This window comes from Novosphingobium sp., from assembly GCF_040398825.1.
In the GTDB taxonomy this organism is placed as follows: domain Bacteria; phylum Pseudomonadota; class Alphaproteobacteria; order Sphingomonadales; family Sphingomonadaceae; genus Novosphingobium.
The window spans coordinates 70975-96231 of record NZ_JBBATI010000002.1; the positions used below are offsets into that span (position 1 = coordinate 70975).

Annotated in this window: 24 protein-coding genes; 7 read left to right on the forward strand and 17 right to left on the reverse strand. The window is 64.0% G+C overall.

Going from position 1 to position 25257, the window contains the following annotated elements; translation table 11 throughout:
* Positions 1–2: 2 nt before the first annotated feature.
* From ABWP89_RS01680 to ABWP89_RS01700, 5 genes are read right to left on the reverse strand one after another with little or no spacing between them, the layout of a single operon-like run.
* On the reverse strand, positions 3–1184 hold the full coding sequence (locus ABWP89_RS01680) for an amidase (protein ID WP_353226718.1): 1182 nt from the start codon (positions 1182–1184) through the stop codon (positions 3–5).
* Positions 1185–1188: 4 nt separating this feature from the next.
* Positions 1189–2055, reverse strand: a complete 867-nt coding sequence (locus ABWP89_RS01685; protein WP_353226719.1) for a VOC family protein — start codon at positions 2053–2055, stop codon at positions 1189–1191.
* Between the two features lie 21 nt (positions 2056–2076).
* Entirely contained in the window at positions 2077–3090 is a 1014-nt protein-coding gene (locus tag ABWP89_RS01690) for an FAD-binding oxidoreductase (protein WP_353226720.1), read from the reverse strand.
* A 14-nt stretch (positions 3091–3104) separates the two neighbouring features.
* Positions 3105–4457, reverse strand: a complete 1353-nt coding sequence (locus ABWP89_RS01695) for an aromatic ring-hydroxylating dioxygenase subunit alpha (RefSeq protein WP_353226721.1) — start codon at positions 4455–4457, stop codon at positions 3105–3107.
* Positions 4458–4506: 49 nt separating this feature from the next.
* Complete coding sequence (locus tag ABWP89_RS01700; RefSeq protein WP_353226722.1) at positions 4507–5394, reverse strand: alpha/beta fold hydrolase; 888 nt, start codon at positions 5392–5394, stop codon at positions 4507–4509.
* A gap of 208 nt (positions 5395–5602) precedes the next feature.
* On the opposite strand from ABWP89_RS01700, the gene ABWP89_RS01705 reads away from it, so the two are divergent.
* Positions 5603–6709: an LLM class flavin-dependent oxidoreductase gene (locus ABWP89_RS01705; RefSeq protein ID WP_353226723.1), complete on the forward strand. Its 1107-nt coding sequence runs from the start codon at positions 5603–5605 to the stop codon at positions 6707–6709.
* A gap of 273 nt (positions 6710–6982) precedes the next feature.
* Here ABWP89_RS01705 and ABWP89_RS01710 read toward each other — a convergent pair whose 3' ends face one another.
* From ABWP89_RS01710 to ABWP89_RS01740, 7 genes are all read right to left on the reverse strand, one after another.
* Complete coding sequence (locus ABWP89_RS01710; protein ID WP_353226725.1) at positions 6983–7426, reverse strand: acyl-CoA thioesterase; 444 nt, start codon at positions 7424–7426, stop codon at positions 6983–6985.
* The gene (locus ABWP89_RS01715) at positions 7426–8613 is read right to left on the reverse strand and encodes an acyl-CoA dehydrogenase family protein (RefSeq protein ID WP_353226726.1); all 1188 of its coding nucleotides are present in this window, start codon (positions 8611–8613) and stop codon (positions 7426–7428) included. Before ABWP89_RS01715 ends, ABWP89_RS01710 begins: the two co-directional genes overlap by 1 nt.
* A 1-nt stretch (position 8614) precedes the next feature.
* Positions 8615–9424: an enoyl-CoA hydratase family protein gene (locus ABWP89_RS01720; RefSeq protein ID WP_353226728.1), complete on the reverse strand. Its 810-nt coding sequence runs from the start codon at positions 9422–9424 to the stop codon at positions 8615–8617.
* Positions 9421–9888 carry a MarR family winged helix-turn-helix transcriptional regulator gene (locus tag ABWP89_RS01725; RefSeq protein ID WP_353226730.1) on the reverse strand — a complete coding sequence of 156 codons (468 nt, stop codon included), beginning with the start codon at positions 9886–9888 and terminating at the stop codon, positions 9421–9423. Before ABWP89_RS01725 ends, ABWP89_RS01720 begins: the two co-directional genes overlap by 4 nt.
* Positions 9888–10649 carry an SDR family NAD(P)-dependent oxidoreductase gene (locus tag ABWP89_RS01730; protein ID WP_353226731.1) on the reverse strand — a complete coding sequence of 254 codons (762 nt, stop codon included), beginning with the start codon at positions 10647–10649 and terminating at the stop codon, positions 9888–9890. The genes ABWP89_RS01725 and ABWP89_RS01730 overlap by 1 nt, the downstream gene beginning before the upstream one ends.
* Positions 10646–12943: a bifunctional salicylyl-CoA 5-hydroxylase/oxidoreductase gene (locus ABWP89_RS01735; protein ID WP_353226733.1), complete on the reverse strand. Its 2298-nt coding sequence runs from the start codon at positions 12941–12943 to the stop codon at positions 10646–10648. Before ABWP89_RS01735 ends, ABWP89_RS01730 begins: the two co-directional genes overlap by 4 nt.
* Positions 12944–13170: 227 nt before the next feature.
* Positions 13171–13923 carry an IclR family transcriptional regulator gene (locus ABWP89_RS01740; RefSeq protein WP_353226734.1) on the reverse strand — a complete coding sequence of 251 codons (753 nt, stop codon included), beginning with the start codon at positions 13921–13923 and terminating at the stop codon, positions 13171–13173.
* A gap of 182 nt (positions 13924–14105) precedes the next feature.
* Here ABWP89_RS01740 and ABWP89_RS01745 point away from each other — a divergent pair, with 182 nt between their 5' ends.
* Positions 14106–15116 (forward strand): sodium:calcium antiporter, encoded by a 1011-nt coding sequence (locus tag ABWP89_RS01745; protein WP_353226736.1) that lies wholly within the window; start codon positions 14106–14108, stop codon positions 15114–15116.
* Positions 15117–15126: 10 nt separating this feature from the next.
* Here the strand turns inward: ABWP89_RS01745 and ABWP89_RS01750 are convergent, their stop codons facing one another.
* Complete coding sequence (locus ABWP89_RS01750; protein ID WP_353226737.1) at positions 15127–15528, reverse strand: nuclear transport factor 2 family protein; 402 nt, start codon at positions 15526–15528, stop codon at positions 15127–15129.
* A gap of 158 nt (positions 15529–15686) precedes the next feature.
* On the opposite strand from ABWP89_RS01750, the gene ABWP89_RS01755 reads away from it, so the two are divergent.
* The 3 genes from ABWP89_RS01755 (at position 15687) to ABWP89_RS01765 (ending at position 18979) form a co-directional block, all read left to right on the forward strand.
* Positions 15687–16481, forward strand: coding sequence for a CmcJ/NvfI family oxidoreductase (locus ABWP89_RS01755; RefSeq protein ID WP_353226739.1), 795 nt, complete (start codon positions 15687–15689; stop codon positions 16479–16481).
* A gap of 108 nt (positions 16482–16589) precedes the next feature.
* Complete coding sequence (gene nov2, locus ABWP89_RS01760) at positions 16590–18059, forward strand: lignostilbene-alpha,beta-dioxygenase NOV2 (RefSeq protein ID WP_353226740.1); 1470 nt, start codon at positions 16590–16592, stop codon at positions 18057–18059.
* Complete coding sequence (locus tag ABWP89_RS01765) at positions 18056–18979, forward strand: NAD(P)H-binding protein (RefSeq protein ID WP_353226741.1); 924 nt, start codon at positions 18056–18058, stop codon at positions 18977–18979. The genes nov2 and ABWP89_RS01765 overlap by 4 nt, the downstream gene beginning before the upstream one ends.
* 38 nt (positions 18980–19017) lie before the next feature.
* On the opposite strand, the gene ABWP89_RS01770 is transcribed toward ABWP89_RS01765, so the two are convergent.
* Genes ABWP89_RS01770 through ABWP89_RS01785 form a run of 4 tightly spaced genes read right to left on the reverse strand, consistent with a single transcriptional unit; the run spans position 19018 to position 22243 of the window.
* Entirely contained in the window at positions 19018–19515 is a 498-nt protein-coding gene (locus ABWP89_RS01770; RefSeq protein WP_353226742.1) for a DUF3237 domain-containing protein, read from the reverse strand.
* A complete protein-coding gene (locus ABWP89_RS01775; protein ID WP_353226743.1) occupies positions 19512–20381 on the reverse strand; it encodes a CmcJ/NvfI family oxidoreductase in 870 nt (289 codons plus the stop codon). Before ABWP89_RS01775 ends, ABWP89_RS01770 begins: the two co-directional genes overlap by 4 nt.
* Positions 20382–20392: 11 nt before the next feature.
* A complete protein-coding gene (locus tag ABWP89_RS01780; RefSeq protein WP_353226745.1) occupies positions 20393–21313 on the reverse strand; it encodes an SDR family NAD(P)-dependent oxidoreductase in 921 nt (306 codons plus the stop codon).
* A 3-nt stretch (positions 21314–21316) separates the two neighbouring features.
* Complete coding sequence (locus tag ABWP89_RS01785; protein ID WP_353226747.1) at positions 21317–22243, reverse strand: SDR family NAD(P)-dependent oxidoreductase; 927 nt, start codon at positions 22241–22243, stop codon at positions 21317–21319.
* Between the two features lie 182 nt (positions 22244–22425).
* Between ABWP89_RS01785 and ABWP89_RS01790 the strand changes: the two genes are divergently transcribed.
* Entirely contained in the window at positions 22426–23826 is a 1401-nt protein-coding gene (locus tag ABWP89_RS01790; protein WP_353226748.1) for an MFS transporter, read from the forward strand.
* A complete protein-coding gene (locus ABWP89_RS01795; protein ID WP_353226749.1) occupies positions 23823–25253 on the forward strand; it encodes an NAD-dependent succinate-semialdehyde dehydrogenase in 1431 nt (476 codons plus the stop codon). The genes ABWP89_RS01790 and ABWP89_RS01795 overlap by 4 nt, the downstream gene beginning before the upstream one ends.
* The last annotated feature ends 4 nt before the right edge of the window (positions 25254–25257 follow it).

Below are 25257 nucleotides of genomic sequence, written 5' to 3' on the forward strand. Positions count from 1 at the left end.
GGTCAGTTCTCCCTGGGCACGGCAAGCGCCGCTATAGCCATTATGTTGGACAGCATTTGCCGGTCATGCCCCGGCGCGCCGATCACCTGCAGCCCCAGCGGCAGACCGTCGCTGCGCCAGGCGGCCGGAAAGCCGAAACACGGCGCGCCGATCGCGGTCCAGATACGCTGAAACGCCGGGTCGCCAGTCGCGGCCAACCCGGCCGGTGCCGCGCCGGGTGCGCCGGGCACCAGCAAAAGGTCCACGCCGTCAAACACTTCAGGCACCAGCGCCTTGCAATGCTGCTGCAAGGCCAGTGCGGCGGTGTAGTCGGCTTCGCTCTCGGCGGCGCCGGCGTCGATCATCGCGGCAAAGGCGGGGCTGATCAGCGCGGCATGGTCGCGGCGGATGTGGCCCATGACCATCGCCGCTTCGCGCCGGTGGATCAGCGCCTGCGCCGCGCCAAGGTCGCGAAACGGCGCAGGCAGTTCGCGCGTCACGGCAGAATGCCCGGCGGTGCGCAGAGCCTCGGCAAAGTCCAGGAACGCAGCCTGCATGTCTGCATCGGCGTGATCCCACGCCGGGCTGCGGCACAGGCCCACGCGCAACGCTGCCGGGGCCAGTGGCACCGCATCGTCGCCCGACAGCACTGCATCAGTCACCATCAGGATCGCCGGATTGCGCGCAAACAGCCCCACTGTATCCAGACTGGGCGCGGTTTCGAGCACGCCATCCAGCGGATAGCGGCCAAAACTGGGCTTGAACGCAAAGGTGCCGCAAAAACTCGCCGGGCGGATTACCGAACCGGCGGTCTGCGTCCCCAGCGCCAGATCGGCCTGGCCATCGGCCACCACCGCCGCCGACCCGCTGGACGAGCCGCCGGGGGTATGCGCCGGATTGCGCGGGTTGGCGGTTGGCCCGGGGTGATAGGTGGCAAATTCCGCGGTGACCGTCTTGCCCAGCACGATCGCGCCGGCGGCACGCAAACGGGCAACACAGGTCGCATCGGCAGTGGCGATGCTGTCACGATAGGCGAGCGAGCCATGCGTGGTCGGCATCCCGGCCACATCGATCACGTCCTTTACCCCCAGCACCAGCCCGGCCAGCGGCCCTGCCCCGCCCACGGCTTCGCGGTCGATCCAGGCCCAGCCGCGCACCATAGCATCGCGCGCATCGATGCGGGCCAGGCATTCGGCATATCCCATGGGCTCAGCTGCCGACAAACCGGTGGCCCCACAGCATGGGCGCGTCGTAATTGCGCACTTGCCAATCCGGCCCGATCTCGATCCCGCCATAGCCATATTCCAGCCAGAAGCCGGACGGGGTCTGCAGATAAAAGCTTTGCATGTGGTCGTTGGAATGCTTGCCCGGCTCGATCATGACCGGAATGCCCATGTCGCGCACCAGGTCATAACCATAGCCGACATCATCGTAGGAATTGGCCTCGACCATCAGGTGCATCAACGCACCAGCGGGCGTGTTCGGCCCATCCTGCATCAGCGCCAGCGTGTGGTGGCGCCGGTTGCAGTGCATGAACACCGCATCATTGTTATCCCACGCGATATAGTCCGAAATGGCGAACCCCATCACATCCTGATAAAATTTCACCGACGCGGCCAGGTCTTTCACCCAATAGACCACATGCCCCAGCCCCAGCGTGCCGGTCTTGTAACCGCTGATGCCGCGGCTGGGCGCAAACGGCGTGTTGGAGATGAGCGGGCCGTAATAGAGCTCCTGCCGGTTGCCGATCATCGGGCAGGTGAAACTGCACAGTTCCTTGACCTTGCGCCGGGCGCGCAAGTCTGCGCCCTCCATGGTTACGGCGACGCCCCGGTCCTGCAGGATTTTGACCAGCGTCGCCAGCGCTTCACTGCTGCCCAGTTCCCAACCGATCACCTCGACGCTGTCGGTGGTATCCGGGGTCAGCGTGATGCGGTGATGATAGCCGTCGATACGGTAATCGATGGCGCCGTCGCGCATGCGCGGTTCCATGCCGAACACGCGTTCCAGCAGCGTGCGCCATTCGTCCATTTTGGTTGTCGTAAGGGCGATATACCCCAGACTGTCGACGCCCATGTCCCCATCTCCCAAACCGTGTCAGCTTGCCACAAACTGTTCTGCGTGAATGTTGCTGTCGGCCAGCCCCAGCGCCTGCAAATGCCGGCGCGCGGCATCGATCATGCCGGGCGGGCCGCACAGATAGGCGACCGTTGCCGGATCGAGCGGGCCGTCCGCGCCGATCACTTCGACCGGATTGCCCACGCGCACGCCATCGGGCGTGGGGCCGCGATCGACCGATGTGGTGACCGAAAGCCCGGGCAGCCACAAGCGGCGCAAGTCGAGTGCGTCGCCATGAAACAGGCCTTCAGCCGTCTGGCAACCAAAGCTCAGATGGATCGGCGGTTTGCGTCCTGGCCGCGCGCGGATGACATCGATCATCGCCATCATCGGCGCAAGACCGGTGCCCCCGGCAATCATCACCACCGGCGCCCGATTGCCATCCTGCAGAAAGAACGCACCGTAAGGCCCTGAAATTTCCAGCACTGCATCGGCGGCCACCTGGCCGAGCAGCCATTCCGACATCACCCCACCCGGCAGTAGCCGGATCAGCAATTCGATCTTAGGCAGTTCGGCCGGCGTGGATGCAATCGAATAGCTGCGGGTTTGATCGGTGCCCGGCACCGTGATCTGGATGAACTGGCCCGGCCGGAAGGTAAACCAGCAATCCTCCGCCAGTTCGAGTTCCAGCCGCATCACATCGGCCGCGACCTGCGTCGCCGCATTGACAAACGCATGCCCTTTCACAACCGGGTTTGCGCCGGCCTTGCTGTCATAGGGCAAGGCAAAGCGGCAATCGCTGCTGGCCCCGGTCACGCACAGCAGGCGCTTGCCCGCCGCCCGCTCCGACGCCAGCAGCGATGATCCGCAGCCGGGCAATGTGCCCACCTCGCCCTCCACCAGCGAGGCCACGCAGGTTGAACAGCTGCCCGAACGGCACTGGTGGAGCAGGGGCAACCCGGCCGCCAGCCCGGCGCCGAGCACGCTGGCGCCGGGATCGACCGCAAGTTCGTGTTCAACCCCGTCGCTGAACACCAGAGTTACCCTGTGCACCACCGGTCCGCCCATCAGTAGCTGTTCACGTCTTCGATCTTCTCAACAAAATATCCGGGTGCCTTGCCCTCGGCCAGCCGACGCAGACGGATGCTCGATGTCTTGGTGGCGTTGGGCACGCCCTTGCCCGGTTTGGCAATGCCGCGATTCCAGCGCGAGGCCAGTTTGCGCCAGGTGATTGGCGAAACGTCAGTCGCCACCAGCTGTTCGGCATCCCAACCGGTGCCATCGGCATAAAATTCCTCCATCGCTTCCCGCGCATACAGATCGCAATCGTTGAACCCGCGCAGGCACAGCGGCAGAAAGACGCGGTCAAAGCGGTGCTTGAACGCGGCCTTGTCCTTGTCGGTGGGGCACACCCGCACCATCACTTCCCAGTATTCGTACATGTCGTCGGTGATCGGCACATACCATTCGTACTGGACAATGTGTTCCTCGGGCCAGTTTTCCACCATCAGGCAACCGGGCAGCACCACCGAGGTGCGATAGAACCGGCCGTTGAGGTTATCGATTTTCAGCCCGAGCTGTTCGTTTTCCAGCACCGGTTTCCACCGGTCGGTAAACAGCCACTGCATCATGCCCTTGGGGCCGTCCTCGTCCTCGATCAGCGTGATCGGCTCTTCATGATCGGGCAGGATACCCAGCGGCAGCACCCAATTCAGCGCATGGACGATGGTGTTGTCCATGTGCACCAGGATATGCGCGTTGTCGAAACCGTTTTCGCAGGCGATGCGCCAGTTGCTCTGCCCGGTGCGGTGCATGCCCAGCGCCACCGCGCCCTCGTCCATCAGGCTGGGTGCGGCCGGCCACAGCGGATGGGGGAATTTTTCGCTGTTTTCTGGAAAGCGGATCGGCAGGTCGCTGGACAGCGGCGGCACGTCTTCGAGCGGAAAATCGTCTTCGCGCACGAACACAAAGATCATGCCGGCCACTTCCTCGACCGGATAAGACGTAATGCCGGTGGTGCCGACCAGCGGATCATCAGGGTTGGCGACGATGGTGGACAGCTTGCCGTCCGCCAGATCGTAGGTGAAACCGTGATACCAGCACGTGATCGAGCTTTTGTTGAAACACATCGGTTTGGCCGACAGGCGCACGCCGCGGTGCAGGCACTGGTCTTTCAGCGCAAAGATCTTGCCATCGACGCGGCGCAGCACGATCGGCACCCCGGCAATCTGGATGCCCTCAACTTTGTCTTCGGGCAGCTCTTCGCTGAACAGCGCGGGGTACCAGTGGTTGATGAAACCCCAGGCCGCATCCTTGTAGGGCTGATACTGGCTCTGGGTCTTGCTGTCGTTCAGGCGCTGATCGCTGGTGGTGTTGATGCGCACGGTGGAGCGGCGGCGGACGGGAGTGGCTTCATTCATCTCGCAGTTCCTTTCAGGCAACGTTCTGAATTATAGTTGTTTATATTCGTCAGAGAGTTCCAAGCAGAAAGCGGGAAACGACATCATCGTGCTCTTCCGGCCGCTCCCATTGCGGCCAGTGTGCACAACCGCGCATGATGTGCTTTTTCGCGCCGGGGATGATCGCTTGCAGCCGGTGCGCCGCATCTTCGCCGTGGATCGGATTCTTGTCGGTCCACAGCACCAGCGTGGGGCAGGCGATTTTGACGATGTCGGCTTCCTGCCAGTAAAATTCGGCGATGTTGGGCGCGAACAGGCGTTCGTAATATTCGATCAGCGCGGTGCGTGTTTCGGGAATCGACCACAGCGCGCGGCGCAGGTCGACCAGTTCGTCGGTCACCCCGCCCAGTGGCATCAGCCATTCCAGCCGCTTGCGCAGCAATTCAGGCGTGGGATTGAGCAGCGCATTGACCGAGGTCTGGCGCAGCGCATCCAGATCGGAATCACCCTCAAACACATGGTCCGGGTCCAGGTGCATGCCCCAGGTGGTGTTGAGGATGACTTTTGACGTGCGATCGGGGTGGTTGATCGCCATGTCGTAGGCGATCCACCCGCCCAGCGATTCACCCTCAACCACGGCCTTTTCAATGCCCATATGGTCCATCAGGTCGATCAGCTGGTCGGTAAACTGGGTCAGCCAGTTTTCGGATGCGCGCGGCGCGCCGTTGGAAAACGCCGGGCGCGACGACATGCCGTGCCAGATGAAATCGATGGCATGCGGCTGACACACCTGCCCCAGCCGGGTCAGGTTGCGCGAATAGGTTTCGGCATGACCGCCACCGCCATGCAGCAGAAACACATGTTCCCCCTCACCCGGGGCAGAAATGCAGCGCGTCACATATTTGCCCGTATCGATAAAACGGGTCTCGGTACCCAAAAGGTCAACATGGATGGTCACGCGCAAAAACTCCCCGGGGTCAGACGGTCACCGCCGCTACCCTTGCACCCTTGCTGACAGGTCACAGATCGAAAATCAATTGAAATCCTATCGACGGGTCGGCAATCTGCTTGACAGGCGCAACCGCGCGCCGCAGACATAGTTTAACCTTGAAATAATCTGTTGACGGACCAGCCACACACACCAGCCACTCACGCGGGAGCGACGCATGCCACCTGTTGAAAACCGGATGCGCCGGGCGAACCACTTCAAGCTCGGCACCTTTTCCACCAACTGCTCCAGCGGCATGTCCGTCACCAAAATCCCCGAACGCTGGGACGCCAGCTGGGACAGCAACCTTGCGCTTGCGCATATGCTCGACGATGCCGGCATCGATTTCATGCTGCCGATCGCGCGCTGGATCGGGTATGGCGGGGAAACCAATTTCCATGGCCATGTGCTGGAAACCATGACCTGGGCGGCCGGGCTGCTGGCATCGACCAGGCGCATATCGGTGATCGCCACCATCCACACCGCGTGCAACCATCCGGTGGTGGTGGCCAAGCAAATCGCCACGATCGACGCGATCAGCCAGGGCCGCGCCGGGCTGAACATTGTCGCCGGCTGGAACAAGCCGGAATATGAGGCGCTGGGCCTGACCCTGCCCGACGACCATGAAACACGTTACGCCTATGCGCAGGAATGGTTCGACATCATCCAGACGCTGTGGTCGAAATCAGGGTCGTTCGACATCACCACCGACCATTTCCAGCTGAAGGGCATCGAGGCCGAACCCAAGCCGGTCAACGGACGCCCCCCCATCCTCAATGCCGCAGGATCGGAACTGGGCCGCGATTTCGCCACCCGCAATGCCGATTTCCTGTTCACCTCGGTCATCGATTTTGACCGGTCGCGCGCAGAAATTGCCGAGTTGAAGGCGCAAGCCGCAGCACAAGGCCGAAATGTCGACGTGCTGACCTTCAGCCATGTCGTGTGCCGGCCGACCGAAGCGGAAGCACAGGATTACCTCAAGCATTTCGCACAGGACAATGCCGATTGGGAAGCGGTCGACAACCTGGTCCGCCTGCAATTCGCGCACGCGCAAAGCTTTCCCCACGATCTGCTGGCGCTGATCCGCGACCGCTTCGCCATGGGCCACGGCGGCATCCCGCTGATCGGCACGCCCGAACAAGTGGCCGATGGGCTGTGCCAGCTGCACGAACTGGGCCTGGGCGGCACCACGCTGTCGTTTGTCGATTACGGCGCGGAATTCCCCTATTTCCGCGACAACGTGCTGCCCATTCTGGAGGCCCGGGGCATTCGCCAGCCGGGTTAATGGGGTCGGCGGACGCCTACACAAATCTGGCTATCGACCGACGCGTTGCAGAGTGACTGCTATCGCCCCAATTGCGGCCTTACAATCGTCATTCCTGCGAACGCAGGAATCCAGGTACCACGGCTCCGCGACAAAATCGTCTTGTACAATCAACAGGTTTTGCCATCCACTCTGGATTCCTGCGTTCGCAGGAATGACGAGGAGTGCGTTGCCGAGAGTCCGCTTCCCTCCAAAATTAGACATTAAAGCAGTGCATGAATTTCTCTACGCTGCCTAGCCCGCGGTCAGGACGGCAGGCGCGTTTTCGGGCATGTAGTAGCGTTCCATCCGCCGCTTCAGATCATCCGGGATCGGCTGTGATCCCTTGGCATTGGCGTCAGTGAACAGCAGTGTCTGGTGCACGCGCATGCGGTGTTCACCGCGGCACGATACCTGGTGGCACAAATCGAACGAACTGCTGCCAAAGCGCGTGACCGAGGTTTCGAACGTCAGCCGGTCGCCCATCATCGAACGGCCGGTGAAATCGACGTTGAAATGCACCGTTGGCGTGGCCAGGTTGCGGTGGAACAGCAGTCCGGAAAAGCTGGTTTCCAGCGCGTCTTCAAACCAGTCTTCGACCACGCCGTTGATCATTTCGAAATAGCGGGCGTAAAAAACGATTCCGGCCGGGTCGCAATGCGCGAAACGGACCAGAACTTCGCGTTGATAGGCTGGCATCAGCTGGCTCCTGCGCCGCTCAACAATTGACGGGCGATGATCAGCTTTTGCACTTCGCTGGCGCCTTCGTAAATCCGCAAGGGGCGGATTTCGCGCAACAGTTCCTCCACCACCTGGCCCGTCACCACGCCCAGGCCACCGTGCAACTGCACGGCCTTGTCGATCACCACTTGCGCCTGGTCGGTGGCGAACAGCTTGGCCATCGCCGCCTCACGGCTGACGCGCACTTTGCGGACATCCTTGGTCCACGCCGCGCGATAGACGAGCAGCGCCGCCGCATCGATATCGAGTGCCATTTCCGCCAGCTGGCTTTGCGCGATCGGCATATCGGCCAGCGTCGATCCGAACAGCTTGCGCGATTTCACCCGCGCCAGCGCCTCATCCAGCGCGCGCCGGGCAAAGCCGAGTGCCGCAGCGCCGACCGTGGAGCGGAAAATGTCGAGGTTGGCCATCGCCTGCGCAAAGCCCGCGCCGGCGGTGCCGATCAACGCGTGTTTTGGCACTGCCATGCCATTGAATTTCAACGTTGCCAGCGGATGCGGTGCGGCGACATGGATACGCTCCGCAATCTCCAGCCCCTGGGTATCCGCGTCGATCACCAGCGCTGACAATCCGCGCGCGCCGGGCGCCTCACCCGTGCGCAGGAACGTGACATAGAAATCAGCGATCCCGCCGTTGGAAATATAGGTCTTTGCACCGTCAACGCGATAATGGTCACCCATGTCGGTCGCGGTCGAGGCAGTGGCCGCAACATCCGATCCGCTGTCGAGTTCGGTCAGCGCAAATGCCGCGACCAGCGTGCCCTGGGCCACGCCGGGCAGATACTTTGCCTTTTGCGCGTCGCTGCCAAAATTCGAAATCACCCCGCTGCCCAGCCCCTGCATCGCGAACACGAAATCCGCGAGCCCGAAATGCCGCGCCAGCGTTTCGCGAATCAGGCACAGCGATCGCACATCGAGCGTTTCAAACATCCCGCCATGGCTGGCCGGAACGCAATAGCGCAGCCAGCCACCTTCGCCCAGTTTGCGCACCAGCACGCCGCAGGTCGCATCGACATCGCCCTGCCCATGACCAGCGCCATGCGCCAGCGGCGCAATATGCTGCGCCGCCCAGGTGTCGAGCTCACGCGCCAGCGTGCGGTGGTGATCCTCCAGAAACGGCCATTCGAGGAAACTGGTATCGGCCATGTCAATTGCCCTCGAACACGGGTTTCTGTTTCGCCACGAACGCGTGGTAGGCGCGCGCAAAATCCTGCGTCTGCATGCAGATCGCCTGCGCCTGCGCCTCTGCCTCGATCGCGGCATCGACCCCCATGTCCCATTCGGCATGGAGCTGGACCTTGGTCATCGCATTGGCAAAGGCCGGCCCGGCGGCGATCTGTGCGGCCATTTTGGTGGCCTCTGCCAGCACGCCGTCCTGCGCGGTGATACGGTTGAAAAAGCCCCAGCGCTCACCCTCATCGGCGGACATCGCGCGGCCCAGGAACAGCAGTTCGCTGGCGCGGCCCTGCCCGATGATGCGCGGCAGGATGGCGCAGGCGCCCATGTCGCAACCGGCCAGCCCGACGCGGTTGAACAGGAACGCCACTTTGGCGTCCGGCGCGGCAATGCGCAGGTCCGACGCCATCGCGATAATGGCCCCGGCGCCGGCGCAAATCCCATCGACCGCGGCGATCACCGGCTGCGGGCAATGGCGGATCGCCTTGACCAGATCGCCGGTCATGCGCGTGAAGTTCAGCAATTCGGGCATGGCCATGCCCACCAGCGGCCCGATGATTTCGTGAACGTCACCGCCCGAACAGAAATTGCCGCCCGCGCCGGTGATCACGATCGCCCGCACCGCCGGCGTTGCGGCCAGCGCGCGAAACAGATCGCGCAATTCGGCATAGGATTCAAACGTCAGCGGGTTTTTGCGTTCGGGCCGGTTCAGCGTGATCGTGCCGACGCCGTCGGCAAACGACCACAGAAAATGGGCGGGCTGGTATTGGGCGGGGTTCATGCATCCTCCACAGGGCGCGCGCCATGTTGCAGGGCGGCGTTGAGCGTTTTTGTCAGTCGCAGCAGCGTATCCATGTCTTCATCAGACATTGCGGCGAACAGCGAATCTACCAGCGCCTCATGCCGCTGCGCCATTTCGCGAAAGGCGGATCGGCCTTGTTCGGTCAGCATCACGTGCTGCACGCGGCGGTCATCGGGATCGATTTCGCGGCTGATCAGGCCATCGTCCACCAGCCGGTTGACCAGCCCGGTCAGATTGCCATTCGACACCAGCAGATGATCGGTCAATTGCGACATGGTGATCGGCGCAACCTCGCGATCGAGCGCAGACAGCACGTCAAAGCGCGGCAGGGTGCTGTCAAATTCGGTCTTCAGATGGCCACGGATGCGCTTTTCGATGATCGTGGTTGCGCGCAGCATGCGCAGCCACACGCGCAGCGATTGTTTGGCATGGGGTGCCGCCATCACATCACCTCTCCACCGGCAATCGCGATTGCCTGACCATTGACCGAACCCGACAGCGGATCACACAGCCACAAGGCCGTTGCCGCCACTTCTTCGGGCCTTATCAGCCGCTTTTGCGGATTGTCGCGCACGAATTGCGCCAGCACCGCTTCGGCCGATTTACCGGTCTTGGCGGTCACCGCCGCGATTGATCGCTGCACCAGTTCGGTATCGGCAAAGCCCGGGCAGATCGCGTTGGCGGTGGCGCCCGTGCTCGCCAGTTCCAGCGCCAGCGTCCGCGTCAGCCCGATCACGCCATGTTTGGCGGCGGCATAGGCGCCGGTATAGGCATAGCCCTTCAGGCCCGATGTGCTGGCGATGGTAATGATCCGGCCGCCGTTTGCCGCTGCAACCTCGTCCAGCACCGCGCGCGTGCACAGAAACGCGCCGGTCAGGTTGACCGCGATCATCTGTTGCCACAGCGCCATCGATGTCTTTGCCAGTGGCGCCGTTTCGGCCCCGCCGGCATTGTTGACCAGGATAGTGACCGGGGCAATCGCGCGCGCCCGTGCCATGGCCGCCTCGACCGAGGCTTCATCGGTCACGTCCACGCAGATCACTGTCGCCCCGGCCAGCCCGGCCGCAACGTGTTCCAATGGCTCGCGCCGCCGCCCCATCAGCGTCACCCGCGCACCGGCGCCGTGCAGCGTGCGGGCGATGGCCGCGCCGATGCCGGTGCCGCCGCCGGTGATGACCGCATGATGCCCCGACAGATCGGTCATACGGGCAACACCGCCTGGCCATGCGCGCGCGCCAGATTGCGCGATAGCTGATCAAAGCCGTTGCGATAGGGCAGCGGCACGGGTGCCGCATCACTGCCCAGCTCTGCCGCGGCGCGCAGCGTCCAGGCCGGGTCGATCAGGTGCGGCCGGCCCAGCGCGCACAAATCCGCGCGGCCCGATGCGAGGATGGAATTGACATGATCCACCTCAAAAATGTTGCCCACCGCCATCACCGGCACGTCCAGTTCGTTGCGGATCAGGTCGGCAAACGGGGTCTGGTACATCCGGCCATAGACCGGCCGCGCCTCGCGCGTGGTCTGGCCAGTGGATACGTCGATCAGGTCGGCGCCGGCATCGCGGAATGCACGCGCCACTTCAACCGCGTCACGCGCGGTCATGCCGCCTTCGCCAATCCAGTCGGTTGCCGAAATGCGCACTGACATCGGCCGTTCAGCCGGCCACACCGCGCGCATCGCACGGAACACTTCCAGCGGATAGCGCAGACGGTTTTCCAGGCTGCCGCCGTATTCATCGGTCCGCCGGTTAAGCACCGGGGTGATGAAGCTCGACAGCAGATAGCCATGCGCGGCGTGAAATTCGACCATGTCGAAACCGGCGCGCGCGGCGCGCACCGTGGCGGCCACGAACTGGTCGCGCACCAGATCCATGTCGCCCCGCGTCATTTCGCGCGGGGCCTGGTTGGCGGTTGACCAGGGCACAGCCGACGCGGCGATCAGCGGCCAGTTGCCCTGTTCCAGCGGGGCATCGATCGCGTCCCAGCCCAGCCGGGTCGATCCCTTGGCGCCGCTGTGGCCCAGTTGCAGCGCGATTTTTGACGCGCTGCTGGTGTGGACAAAGCTGACGATGCGCTGCCATGCGGCCTCTGCCTCATCACTGTACAGACCGGTGCAGCCCGGCGTGATGCGGCCTTCGGGCGAAACGCAGGTCATTTCGGTGAACACCAGCCCTGCCCCGCCCAATGCGCGCGCACCGTAATGCACCAGGTGGAAATCGTTGGGCACGCCATCGCCCGCGCTGTACATCGCCATCGGCGAAACGGTCACGCGGTTGGCCAGTTCCATGCCGCGCAGCCGGAATGGCGTGAAAATCGGCGGCACCGGTTTTTCCAGCGCATGACCGCAGGCCTTTTCGGCAAACGCCTTTTCCAGCTGCGCCAGCCACGCCGGATCACGCAGGCGCAGGTTTTCGTGGCTGACGCGCTGGCTGCGGGTCAGCAGGGCATAAGTGAACTGCAACGGATCGAAGTGCAGATAGCGATCCACTTCCTCAAACCAGCCCATCGAATTTTTGGCCGCGCTTTGCAGTTTCAGCACCTCGACATGGCGTTCGTCCTGGTACTGGCGCAGACCATCGGCGAGCGGAAGATCGCTGTCGGCCAGCACTTGCGCCAGCTTGATCGCGTCCTCAAACGCCAGCTTGGTCCCCGAACCGATCGAATAGTGCGCGGTATGCGCCGCATCGCCCAGCAGGATCAGGTTGCCATCGTACCATTGGTGGCACAGCACCCGCGGAAAATTGATCCAGGCCGAACCGCGCACATGCCCGGAATTGGTCATCAAGGGATGACCGCCAAGATGGTCGGCAAAGATCGCCTCACACACCCGGCAGGTTTCCTCCTGGCTCATCTCGCCAAAGCCCCAGGCCGCAAAGGTATCGGGCTGGCATTCGACGATGAAGGTAGAGGTATTGCTGTCAAACCGATAGGCATGGGCCCAGACCCAGCCGTGCTCGGTTTCGACGAAAATGAACTTGAACGCATCGAACAGCTGGTGCGTGCCCAGCCACACGAACTTGTTGGGGCGCATGTCGATATCGACCTTGAAGGTTGCTTCGCGCATGGCCCGGATGCGGCTGTTCAGGCCGTCGCTGGCGATGACCAGATCGAAATCCTTGTAAGCCTCCAGCGTCGGATCAACCTCCACTTCGAAATGCTGGATCACGCCCAGTTCGGCGCAGCGGTCCTGCAGGATATTCAGCAGGCGTTTGCGGCCGATGCCGATGAAACCATGCCCGGTGGAGGTGACTTTCGTGCCGTTGACGTGAACGTCGATATCGTCCCAATGCGCCAGCTCGGCCTCCATCGTGACGGCGCTGGCCGGATCGTTGGCGCGCAGGTTGGCCATGGTCTGGTCGGAAAACACCACGCCCCAACCAAACGTGTCGCCCGGCTTGTTGCGCTCAAATATCTCGATCTGCGCATCGGGCATGCGCAGTTTCATCGATATGGCGAAATAGAGCCCCGCGGGACCACCGCCGACACTGGCAATCCTCATCGCATCCACATCCCTTGCTGGTTCCGGCGGAATGGCCGGGACAAAGTTTCAAGCTTAAAATATCTCGGTGTCAAGCGAACCAGGGGTCACAACGACACAATGGCCCGAAAGACACCGGCAGAGCGGTCAACCAGCCGATTTCGGCCAACGCAAGCGCGCCCGACACCCACTGTCACGATTTGTTTTAGGCTTAAAGTAAACTGGTACGGCTGACAAGGCGCGAAACGTCAGGCCACCAGCAATGCGCCCAAAATGTCCTCAATCTCCGCAGCCGCCAGCCGGATGTCGGCCAGGATCGCATCCGGTGGCAGAGCAGTGCTCTGTGCCGCCCCGCGTGAGGCGGAAATGGCTGCCAGCACCCGCCCGTCCGGGCTGCGCACCGGCACGGCCAGGCATTGCAGGCCTTCGGCAATTTCGCCATCGTCCAATGCATGGCCCTGTTCGCGCACCCGCGCCAGTTCGCGGCGCAGCGCCCCCGGTTCGGTAATCGTCCGGGATGTCAGCGCCGGAAATGGTCCGGTTGCAAGGTACGCCTCACGGTCGGGATCGGGTAGCCAGGCCAGCAGCACTTTGCCGATGCCCGAACAATAGGCCTCCAACTGCAGGCCGACCCGGGTGAACAGATCGCCCGCGCCCTCACCCGTCTTGATGCGATAGGTCACCATGTCGCCTTCCAGCGTGCCAAGCTGTACCACGCAGCGCAGATCGCCCGCCAACCGGTGCAACACCGGGGCCGCGCAATTGGCAATGACCTGCTTTTCATCCAGCTGGCGCAGCAGCCGCAGCAGGCGCGGACCGGCCACGTGAAAGCCGCGCCCCTGCCGCGCCAGATATCCGTCGGCGACCAGCGAAGCCACCTGGCGGTGCGCGGTGGCCACCGGCACATCCAGATCGCGGGCGATGGCGGCGACGCTGCGGGTCGCCCCATCGGCAATGATCGCCTCCAGCATGGCCAGCGCGCGCGACAGTGAACTCAGCAATGGGGTTCCGGTTCTCATGATGCGAGATAGTAGGCGCCTGCCCCAGCGGCACAACCCATAAAATCAGCGCGCTTCGCCGCGCGGTCTGGCGTGCCGCAGCCAAGTGTTCGCTGGTCTGCGCGTTCGCATCGGGTATAGACGCCGGGCCGACCGGGCGCGCCGCCCCGGCCCCTGGATTGCCGATGAACCCGCTGATTGTGCCTGTCGTGCTGCTGCTGGGATCGGCCGCAACCATCTATTTTGCCTGCGAATTTTTTGTCAACGGGGTGGAATGGCTGGGGCGCCGGCTGGCGATCGGCAGCACCGCCACCGCAACCGTGCTCGCCGCGTTTGGCACCGCCCTGCCCGAATCTGCGATCACCTTTGTCGCGGTGGCTTTTGGCAAAAGCGATGCCACGCGCGAACTGGGGGTCGGCGCCGCGCTGGGCGGCCCGCTGGTGCTGTCAACGATTGCCTATTCCACCGTTGGCGCGACCCTGATCCTCAGCCGGCGACACCTGCAACGCACCGCCGCGGTGCGCGCAGAATTTCAGCGACTCAGCCGGGACCAGACCTGGTTTCTGTGCATCTTTGTGGTGAAAATGCTGGTCGGGCTGGTGGCGTTTGCGTTCAAACCGTGGTTGGGCATCGCGTTTCTGGCCGCCTATGCCGCCTATTTCTGGCAGGAAATGCGCCGCGACGACAGCCTTGAGGTGCAGGACGAACTGGAACCGCTGATCATCGCCCGGCGGCGGCCGGGGCCACCACCGCTGGCGCTCAGCGCCGTGCAGACCGGGTTGGCGCTGGTGGTCATCTTTGCCGCATCGCGGCTGTTTGTGGGGCAGCTGGATGCGCTGGGCCCGGCGCTGGGGATACGGCCGCAACTGCTGGCGCTGCTGCTCAGCCCGATCGCGACCGAACTGCCCGAAACCATGAATGCGGTGATCTGGGTGCGCCAGGGCAAACACCGGCTGGCGCTTGCCAATATCAGCGGCGCGATGATGATCCAGGCGACCGTGCCGACCGCGTTCGGGCTGTTCTATACCCCGTGGCTGCTTGACCGGTCGCTGATTGCGGCGGGCGCGGTGACCGCGATTGCCGTGGCGACAATGCTGATCGCGTTCCGGCGCGGGGTGATTTCGCGCTGGTTGCTGGCGGCGATGGCGCTGTTCTATGCGCTGTTCGCCGCGGTGCTGGTCATGCTGCCGGGCTGACCGGTGTCGCTCAGGCGGGCGGAAAATCCAGGTGACCTGCACGTTCGGCAAAGCGCCAACCGTTTTCGGTCAGTGCCAGGCGGTCGTGATAGCTGCCCACCAGCGGTGGTGCGCCGGGCGCGGTGAACAACAGGATCTGGCTGGTGGCGCTGGCGGTATCGCCGCTGACCGTCACGCGGATGTTGGCGACGATATGCCGCGTCACGCGGCGCGGCCGGGCGCGGAACGCGGCCAGGATTTCATCACGCCCGGTGATGAACACGTCGGGCGCGGTGGGCCGGCTCATCCGCCCGTCGGGCAGATAGAGCGCCGCCACCGCATCCCAGTCGCCAGCGTCGTTGTATGCGGCATAATCGACAATCAGCCGTTCGATCGCGCGTTCGGCCAGCAGTGTTGCGGTCACCTGATCCATGAATTCCCCCCGGTTGGCGTGGCCGGCCATAGACCGCCGATCGAATGCCCCCATCGCCGCCGCTATGCTGCGGCCACTCGACAAACGCAATCCGGCGGATCAGTTTGGGCACTGGCCCTATGCCTGTCAGCGCCCGACACGAACAAGGAAAACCCGCCATGAGCACCGACAGCGCCACGATCGCCTATGTCGCGCGCAATGGGGCGCGGCCCTATTATTATGCCAATGCGCACGACCGCGATGCCGTGCCGCTTGATCCGCGCGCGATGCCGCTGATCGACGGACGCAGGACCGACCCGCGGCTTGATCGCGAAGGGTTTGCCTGCCTGCCGCATGTCAGCGCCGTGGCCGATTTTACCGATCGCGATGCGGTGGCGGCGGTCTATGCCGACGAGATTGTGGCACTGGTACGCGCGGCCACCGGCGCCGACGCGGTCATGGTGACTGCGCCCGGCATCGTGCGGTTCAGCGAGGCTTCGGGCCGGGCGGGCACCCGCGACAATTCCCACCCGGCACGGTTTGTCCATATCGACCAGACCGATGCGACGGCGGCGCAGTTCGCCGCGCGGACAATTCCGGCAGGGCGCCCGGCGCAACGCTGGGCGCATTACAACGTGTGGCGCGCGTTTTCGGGCGCGCCGCAAGACGTTTCGCTGGCACTGTGCGACATGACCAGCGTCGATCCTGCCGACCGGATTGAGGCCGATGCAATATTCGACCCGCCCGGTGGCGATGAATGGCGCTTTGCCAGCTGGGTGCTGGCGGCCAACCCTGCGCACCGCTGGCATTGGTTTCCCGACCTGTCGCGCGATGAAGTGTTGTTGTTCCAAAGCAGCGATTCGCTAACCGGTCATGCGGTGCCGCATGTCGCGTTTGACAACCGCCACACCGCCCCCGGTTGCACCCCGCGCGCCAGTATTGAAATGCGCTGCCTGGCGCTGTGGGACCACTGAACGCAGCACGCCGGTGATTGCCTGCGCAATCGGGCTTGCAATGCGCGGCCTTTTCTCCGAATATGATAACAAATGTTATAAAGCGGCCCAACCGCGCGGAGAGGTTCCATGGCAGACAGCGAAACAGCCGGTTTCCCGGCAGAGCCAAACTATATCGGGCTGAACACGCCCCAGCGCGCCGAATATGCTGTCGATAACCTGGCTGTGACGGGCACCATTCCCGCCGATGTGCGTGGCACATTCTTTCGCGCGGTGCCCGATCCCGCCTTCCCCCCGTTTGTCAGCGACGCCGGCGCGATCCTGTCGGCCGATGGCATGGTGTCGGCGATCCGCTTTGGCCAGGACAACGTGTCGACCGCGATCCGCTATGTCGGCACCGCGCGCCACCAGGCCGAAACCGCCGCCGGGCATGCGCTGTTCGGCAAATACCGCAATCCCTATACCGATCGGGCGGAAGCTGCCGGCGTGGACCGCACTGTCGCCAACACCACCCCGGTGTGGCACGCTGGCAAATTGTTGCTCACCAAAGAGGATGGGCGGCCCTATCGCGTTGATCCGGCCACACTGGAAACGCTGGGGCAATATGATTTCGGCGGCGCGCTGCGGTCCGAAACCTTTACCGCGCATGTCCGCATCGATCCCGTCACCGGCGAAATGTTTGCCTTTGGCTATGAAGCGTCGGGGCTGGCCAGCACGACGATTGCCTGGCTGGTGATCGATGCCGCAGGCAATCTGGTGCGCGAACAATGGTTTGATGCGCCCTATTGCGCGATGATGCACGATTTTGCGATCACCGAACATTACGTGCTGTTTCCGATCTATCCGACCACGGCCGATCTGGCACGGTTGCAGGCGGGCGGCGACCACTGGGTCCATCATCAGGACCTCGACAGCTGGGTGGGGGTGATGCCGCGCGATGGCGATGTGGCCGAAATTCGCTGGTTGCGCGGGCCAAAGGGCGTGTCGTGCTATCACATGATGAACGCGTTTGAAGATGCGGCCGGGGTCATCCATTTCGACCAGTGCCTGTCGGATTCAAACGCGTTTCCCTTTATCCGCGAAGCATCCGGCATCGACATTGCCCAGCCCGACCTCAATGGCCGGCTGGCACGCTGGAGCTTTGACCCCAGGGCTGCCGATGCTGCGATCCACGAAACCGTGATCGGCCCGCCGGGTGATTTTCCGGTGATCCCCGCCAGCCGTCAGGGCCGCGCCTATGACCACGCATGGATGCTGACGATGAACCCCGAACGGCGCGGGCCACCGGTGTTTGGCGGGCCGGTCGGCGCGATGTTCGATCTGTTGCTGCGGCTCGACATGACCGGCGGCCCGCCACAGGCGCTGGCCCTGCCGATGGGCAGCTGTTTCAACGAACCGGTGCATGTGCCGTCAACGACCGAGGGGCATCAGGGCTGGCTGGTGATGATGGTCGACCACCAGACCGGCCCGGATGCATTCGTGCACGAATGCTGGATCGTCGATGCCGGCAATCTGGCCGCCGGACCGGTCGCAAAGGTCACCATGCCGCATCGCCAGCGCCCGCAAGTGCATGGCTGGTGGGCAGGCGCAAGCGCATGACCCGCATCGCCATTACCGGCGCATCGGGCCACTATGGCCGGATCGTGATCGACCAGCTGATCGCCCAGGGACGTGCGCGCGACCTGATTCTGATGACGCGCCGGCCTGAACGGCTGGCCGACTATGCCGCGCTGGGCTGCACCGTGCGCCAGGGCGATTATGACCTGCCCGAAACGCTGGCACCTGCATTGGCCGGGGCCGAACGGCTGTTGCTGATATCGGGCACCCGCGTCGGCGCGCGCGTGGCGCAGCATGGCGCGGCGATCGATGCGGCGGTGGCGGCGGGCGTTTCGCACATTGTCTATACCAGCTTCATCGGCATCGACGATCCCGCCAATCCCGCCGAAGTGCGCCACGACCATATCGAAACCGAACGCCTGATCAAGGCCAGCGGCCTGGGCTGGACCATGCTGCGCGATGCGCACTATGCAGATTCCATGATCGTGATGGCCGGCCCCGGGGTGATGGCCAGCCGCCAGTGGATCAGCAACGCCGGCCACGGCCGCGAAGCGATGGTCTGGCGCGAGGATTGCGCGCTGTGCGCCGTCGCCGTGCTGACCGGCGCGGCGCATGTGGGCAAGACTTATGACGTGACCGGCCCGGATCTGCAGACCTTTGCCGAGGTCAACGCGCTGATGGCCGCGGTCACCGGCGTGCCGCTGGCCTATGTTGCGGTCGATGATGAGGCCCAATATGCGCTGTTCGACGCCATGGGCATCCCGCGCCGCCCGGTCGATGACCAGTCGGTCGCCGGCATCCCGTGGAACAGCGACGACATGGTCACTTTCGGGCAGGCCATCCGCGAAGGATTTCTGGCGGTGCAAAGCGATCACGTGGCGCAATTGCTGGGCCGCCCCCCCCGCAGTGTGCGCGCGATGATTGAGGCGAACGCCACGATGTTGCGCGCGGCGGCGGGCTGATCGTTACAGATTCTGGTGGGTGAACCGCATCCGGCAATTCAGGTCAGCGCGTAATACCGCACCAGGTTCCCATCCGGCTTGCGCTCGCCCACGCCGACGAACACGTGGCGCGTCATCCAGTCGTGCCGGCCCTTCGGCGTTTCAAACGTCGGTTGGGCGCGCAGGTAATAGTCTTCGTGCGCCACCGGCGGCCCGCCTTCGAACGCCCAGGCGCGCAGCCGCGCCATGGCATCGGGCGCGCGGCCCCACAGGAAACCGCGGTTCTGCATATAGATGATGGTGCCGTCATCGACTTCGAGCAAGTACCGCGCGTCGAACACCGCGGTGTCATCGGCGCGGAAATGGGCGTAATCCCCGCCCGAATTGGGCACCGCGCGGCCGCGAAAATTCGGCCCCTCGAAATGGCCCTCATCCACCAGCACCGCCGATCGGAATCCGCCGTTGTGAACATCGGGGATCGTGAACACGCGGGTGAACATCAACCGGCATTCGAACACGAATTCCAGGCGGGGATTGTCGATCGTTGAAAAGGTCATGCCGCGGCATCCTTCGTGAAAAAAGCCACCCCGCGAAATTCCATGCTGCGGCGTTCGACCGCGTCGGGCCGGCTGGTATCGCGAAACGCGGTGTGCGGCGCGCGCCAGCCCTTGCTGTGGTCGGAATCGTGAAAGGTGATGAAAATCACCTCATCGGGCATCATGTCGGGGAAATACCACCAGCGGTGATCGGGCGAATGGTGAAAGATGGTGGCTGCGACCATGTCCTCTTCGCCGGCGATGGCTGCAAACAGCGCATCGCCGGTGGGAATGACATCGACATCGACCTTGGTGTTGGCGGTGCCTTCGTCATCGCGCACGCTGCCGGCTTCGCACAGGGCCAGCGGCATATCCTGCGGCGGCGGGGTCAGCACGCGCCATAGCGAAAAGCAGATGAACCGGTCATAGCCTGCGCCGTGCGGCCGCACCTTGCGGTACATGCGTTCGGCCACCATTGCCGCCGAACGCGTGGTGAAATCGACATGCGCCTCGGCCGCCGGGGGCTGCATCGTGGCATTGGTCAACCCCGATGTGCGCACCATGCCGCCCATCGGCACGACCAGGTCGGCGCCGGTCAGTTCCAGCACTTTTTCGACAACTTCGGCCGCATAATCGCTGTCGGGACCGTAATTGGCATCCCAGTCGGTCACGGCGGTGTGGTGCTGGCTAAGGCAAAACCCGTGGACATCGGCCCGAAACGGCCCGGCCAGCCGTGCGTTGCGGATCACCACGTCATAGGACGCATAGACCCCGGTATTGTATTCCTCACCCGGCGCCCAGAACCGGCGGTTGATGCGGCTGGTGGGCAGCAGATAGGTGATGATCGCCGGCACTTGCGCCGGTGCCGTGCTGGGGGTGGTGGCCACGGCGTGTCCCTTCAGAAATCGGCCGCGGCCGAACGCGCGCGCGCCTCGGCAAAGCTTTTTTCGCGGAACGCTTCGAATGCGACGCGCTGGTCATAACCGGGGTCTTTGGGATAATCCTGATATTCGGCGATGATGTCGTCGAACAGCCCGCGCAGTTCTTCCTTGTGGTCGGGGTGCGAAAAGATGTGCAGCCGATTGGCGCGCATCGCCTCGATCACCCGGGCGCCGATCACATCGGGCTCCATGCCGAATTCGTGCACCCCCGCCAGCCGCTCGACCGCAGCGTGGTTGACCGGGCGCGCCCCGGCCATCAGCGCGTCGGGGCGGATGTCATCGCTGGCATAGATATAGCTTTTGACCAGGCCCGGGCACAGCACCGACACGCCAATGCCATATTGCAGCAGCGAATAATGCAGCGATTCCGATAACCCGCGCACGGCAAATTTGGTGGTGTTGTAAATCCCGGGCGTACCAGCGGCGATGAACGCCGCCATCGACGCGGTGTTGACGACATGGCCGCCCTCTTGCGTGCCAGCCTTCACGCGTTCGACCATGCGCGGGACAAACGTCATCACGCCGTTGATCACGCCATGCAGATTGACCCCCAGCAGCCAGTCCCAATCGTCATAGCTGCTTTCCTCGATCGGCTGGAACAGGTTGACCCCGGCGTTGTTGCACAGGATCGACACCGGCCCGAACGCGGCCTCCACCTCATCAGCGGCGGCGCGAAAGGCATCGCGGCTCGACACATCAAGCTCCACCCCCATCACTTCGCGGTTGTCGAGCGTTTTCAGCGCCTGGTCGATCGAATCGCGGCGAATATCGGCAATCGCGACCTTGCACCCCTGGTTCAGCAGCTGGCGGACCAGCCCGATGCCGACGCCATTGGCGCCGCCGGTGACAAAGGCAGTGCGCCCGGCAAAGTTTTTCATGGGTTATGCTCCCTTGGTCTGCGCGGCGCGCAACGCGGTCTGCCGCGCGATTTCATCGGTGATGGCGGGGTTGCGGAACAGCCGGTCAAACGTCGCTTTGTATTCCGCGTTTTCGGGCAATTGCGTCTGCACTGCGGCCGTCGTCGCCTCACCGCGTTCACGCACCCCGGTCAGGAATTCGCTGTGGGTAAGGATATAGAGCTCGTCGTTGAGAATGCCCTGCAGTACGCGCGCGCCCACCTCCTCCTTGGTCTGGTACAGGTGGAAAAAATTGCCCCCGGCCTGGCGGCGCTTGTCGGCCTCGGCATAGCCGGTTTGTGAAAGGGTAGCGGGGCGGGTCTTGCCCGCCTCGGCAATGTTGGATTGCACCGCGCCGGGGCAGAATGCCGAACAGATCACTCCGCGCGATTCCAGTTCCGGCCGCATGCATTCGATCATGCCGACCACCGCCGCCTTTGTCGTTGAATAGATGGTGGTGGCGGCCACCGGCACCAGCGCCGACATCGATGCGGTGTTGACGATATGGCCGCCCTCACCATGCGCCAGGATGCGCGGCAGCACTTCCACCACGCCGTTGATCGTGCCGCCCAGGTTGACCCCCATGACCCAGTCCCAATCGGCATGGGTGGCAAGCTCGGTCGGCCCGATCACCGCGACCCCGGCATTGTTTACCAGCAAGTGAATCTTGCCAAACCGTGCCTCTGCCGCATCGGCGGCGCGGGCAAAATCGGCACGGTCGGTCACGTCCAGCTTCACTGGCAACACGCGCGCATCATCGCCCAGTTCGGCACGCGCGGATTCCAGATGATCATCGCGGATGTCGGCGATCACCACGTTCATCCCCGCGCCCAGCACCGCCTTGGCAATGCCCAGCCCGATACCGCTGGCGCCGCCCGTGATAAACGCGGTTTTTCCAATCAGATCCTGCATATCCCGCTCCCGTGCTGCGCCCATGACGATGATCGTCACGCTGCATGCGTGGTGAATGTTGTTTTTTCTGCGCCGACTATTCACCATGCGGCGATTGTGTGCAAGACATACGATATCAAATGGTACGATGGCGCGAGCAGGTTCGCGACCGCCGGCCGCATTTGCGGGAAGAGGTCTTGGCCATGGCAGGCGCAGTACAACCCGGGATCGCGGGTGAACCCGATGCGGCAACCGGGACGCACCGTTACCCGTCGGTAGCGGCGCGGCATTGGGCGCTGGCGGTGATCGTGCTGGGCACATTCGTGATCTTTTTTGATCAAGTCACGTTCGGCATGCTGGCAGAGCGGATCAAGCACGATTTTGGCCTGTCGGATTCGCAACTGGGCTTTCTGGCCGGGCCGGCCGGGGTGATCGCGTTTTTCTTTGTCGGCATTCCGCTGGCGCGGCTGGCGGATATTTTCCCGCGCAAACTGGTGCTGGTGGCGGGGTCGCTGGCGATCGGCACGGTGATCGCGGCGGGCGGGATTGCGCAGAATCTGGGACAGTTTGTCGCCACGCGGGTGTTTCTGGCCGCCAGCGGATCGGCGCATGCCCCGGCCAGCTATTCGCTGCTGGCCGATGCGTTCCCGCCACGCCGGCTGACCCGCGCGTTTGCGCTGCTGCAATTCGGGTTTATCGGCGGCACCACGCTGGGGCCGTTGATCGGCGGGCATCTGGTGATGGCCAGCCGCGGCTGGAGCACGCACCTGGGCCCGCTGCACCTGTTTGGCTGGCAATGGATCCTGATGGTTGGCGGCGCCGCATCGCTGTGCGTGGGGTTGTTGTTCCTGACCGTGCGCGAACCGCCCCGCGCCGCCGTGCTGCAACGTGGCGGGGTGCATGACGGGCTGGCGGCGGTGCTCGGTTGGCAGGCGTTTGTCGCGCTGGGCCAGCGCCCCCGGTTGTTTGTGCCGCTGTTCGGCGCGCTGGCGCTGTCGGCGCTCGATGTGTTCGGCCTGCAATTCTGGCGCACGCCCTTTTTGATCCGTACCTATGGCTGGAACGAAGGGCAGATCGGCGCGGCGATGGGCCTGGCCGTGCTGGTCGGATCGGTGACCGGGCTGGCGCTGGGCACCGTGCTGGTAGAGGCGCTGGCGCGTCGCTATGCCGATGCCAATGTGCGCGCCGCGGCGATCTGCTTTGCCGGCACCACTGTCGCCGCCGTGCTGTCACCCATGATGCCCACCGCACAATGGTCGCTGGCGCTGATGGGGGTGGGCGTGGCGTTCGGGCTGGCCGGTGCGGTGCCGCAAAATGCTGCCGTGCAACGCGTGATACCGCCTGCGATGCGCGCGCAGGTCACCGCGATCTATCTGTTCATGTTCACCTTTTTTGGCGCCATGGGCAGCTTTGTGGTCGGGCTGGTGCAGGACCACGTGGTGGGTGATCCGCACCGGCTGTGGCTGACGCTGGTGATCTGCGCCGGCACCCTGCTGCCGGCGGCGACGCTGCTGATGGTGCTGGCCATCCGCCCCTATCGTGAAGAAATCGAACGGCTTGACGAAGTCGCACGCCATGAAGCTGTGGAGCATACCCCATCATGACCGATTACCCCGCGCTGTCGATGATCATTGCCGGCGAACACGTGACCGGCGGCGGCCGTCGCACCCATGCCGTCATCAACCCGGCCACTGGCGAAGTGATCGGGCAGTTGCCGCTGGCCGACCCCGCCGATCTTGATCGCGCGCTGGATGCCGCGGCGCACGGTTTTGCCCGCTGGCGCACATCAACCGCGGCCGAACGTGCCAATGTGCTCGAAGGCGCGGCGCGGCTGCTGATTGAACGGCAGGAATCAATCGCCCGCAACGCCACGCTCGAACAGGGCAAGACCCTGGCGGAAACGCGGATCGAAGTGATGATGGTGGTCAATCTGTTCCGGTTTTACGCCGGCGAATGCCAGCGCATCTATGGCCGCACGCTGGTGCGCCCGGCCGGCCAGCGCGCCACCGTAACACATGCCCCGGTCGGGCCGGTCGCCGCGTTTGCGCCATGGAATTTCCCGATCGGCAATCCCGGGCGCAAGCTGGGCGCACCGATTGCCGCCGGGTGTTCGGTCATCCTGAAATCGGCCGAGGAAACCCCTGCGTCGGCGCTGGCAATCGTGCAGGCACTGCTCGATGCCGGGCTGCCCGGCGATGTCGCGCAGGCGGTGTTCGGCGTGCCCGACGAAGTCAGCCGGCACTTGCTGGCCTCCCCCGTCATCCGCAAGCTGTCGTTCACCGGGTCGACCGTGGTGGGCAAACATCTCGCCCGGCTGGCCACCGACAACATGCTGCGCACCACCATGGAACTGGGCGGGCACGGCCCGGTGCTGGTGTTTGGCGATGCCGATATCGAACGCGTGCTCGACACCGTGGTGCCGCACAAGCTGCGCAACGCCGGGCAGGTCTGCGTCAGCCCGACCCGGTTCCTGGTCGAAGAACGCGTGTTCGACCGCTTTGCCAGTGGGTTTGCCGCACGCGCCGGCGCGTTTCGTGTCGGACCCGGGCTCGATCCCGCCACGCAAATGGGGCCGATGGCCAATGCGCGCCGCCCCGAAGCGATGGAGCGGCTGGTGGCCGACGCCACCGCGCACGGTGCCAAGCTGCTGACCGGCGGCGCACGAATCGGCAACCAGGGTTATTTCTTTGCCCCGACCGTGTTGGCAGAGGTCCCGACCAGCGCGGCAATCATGAACGAAGAACCGTTCGGCCCGGTCGCCATCATCAACCCGCTGCCCGACGAAGCGGCGATGATCGCAGAGGCCAACCGTCTGCCCTATGGCCTGGCCGCCTATGGCTGGACCGAGGATGCGCGGCGCCAGCGCCGGCTCGCTGCCGAGCTGGAGGCGGGGATGATCGGGCTCAACACCGTGATGATCGCCGGTGCCGATGCGCCGTTCGGCGGGGTCAAATGGTCGGGCCATGGCGCCGAAGACGGCCCCGAAGGCCTGCACGCCTGCCTGGTTACCAAAACCGTTCACGAAGGATGATGGT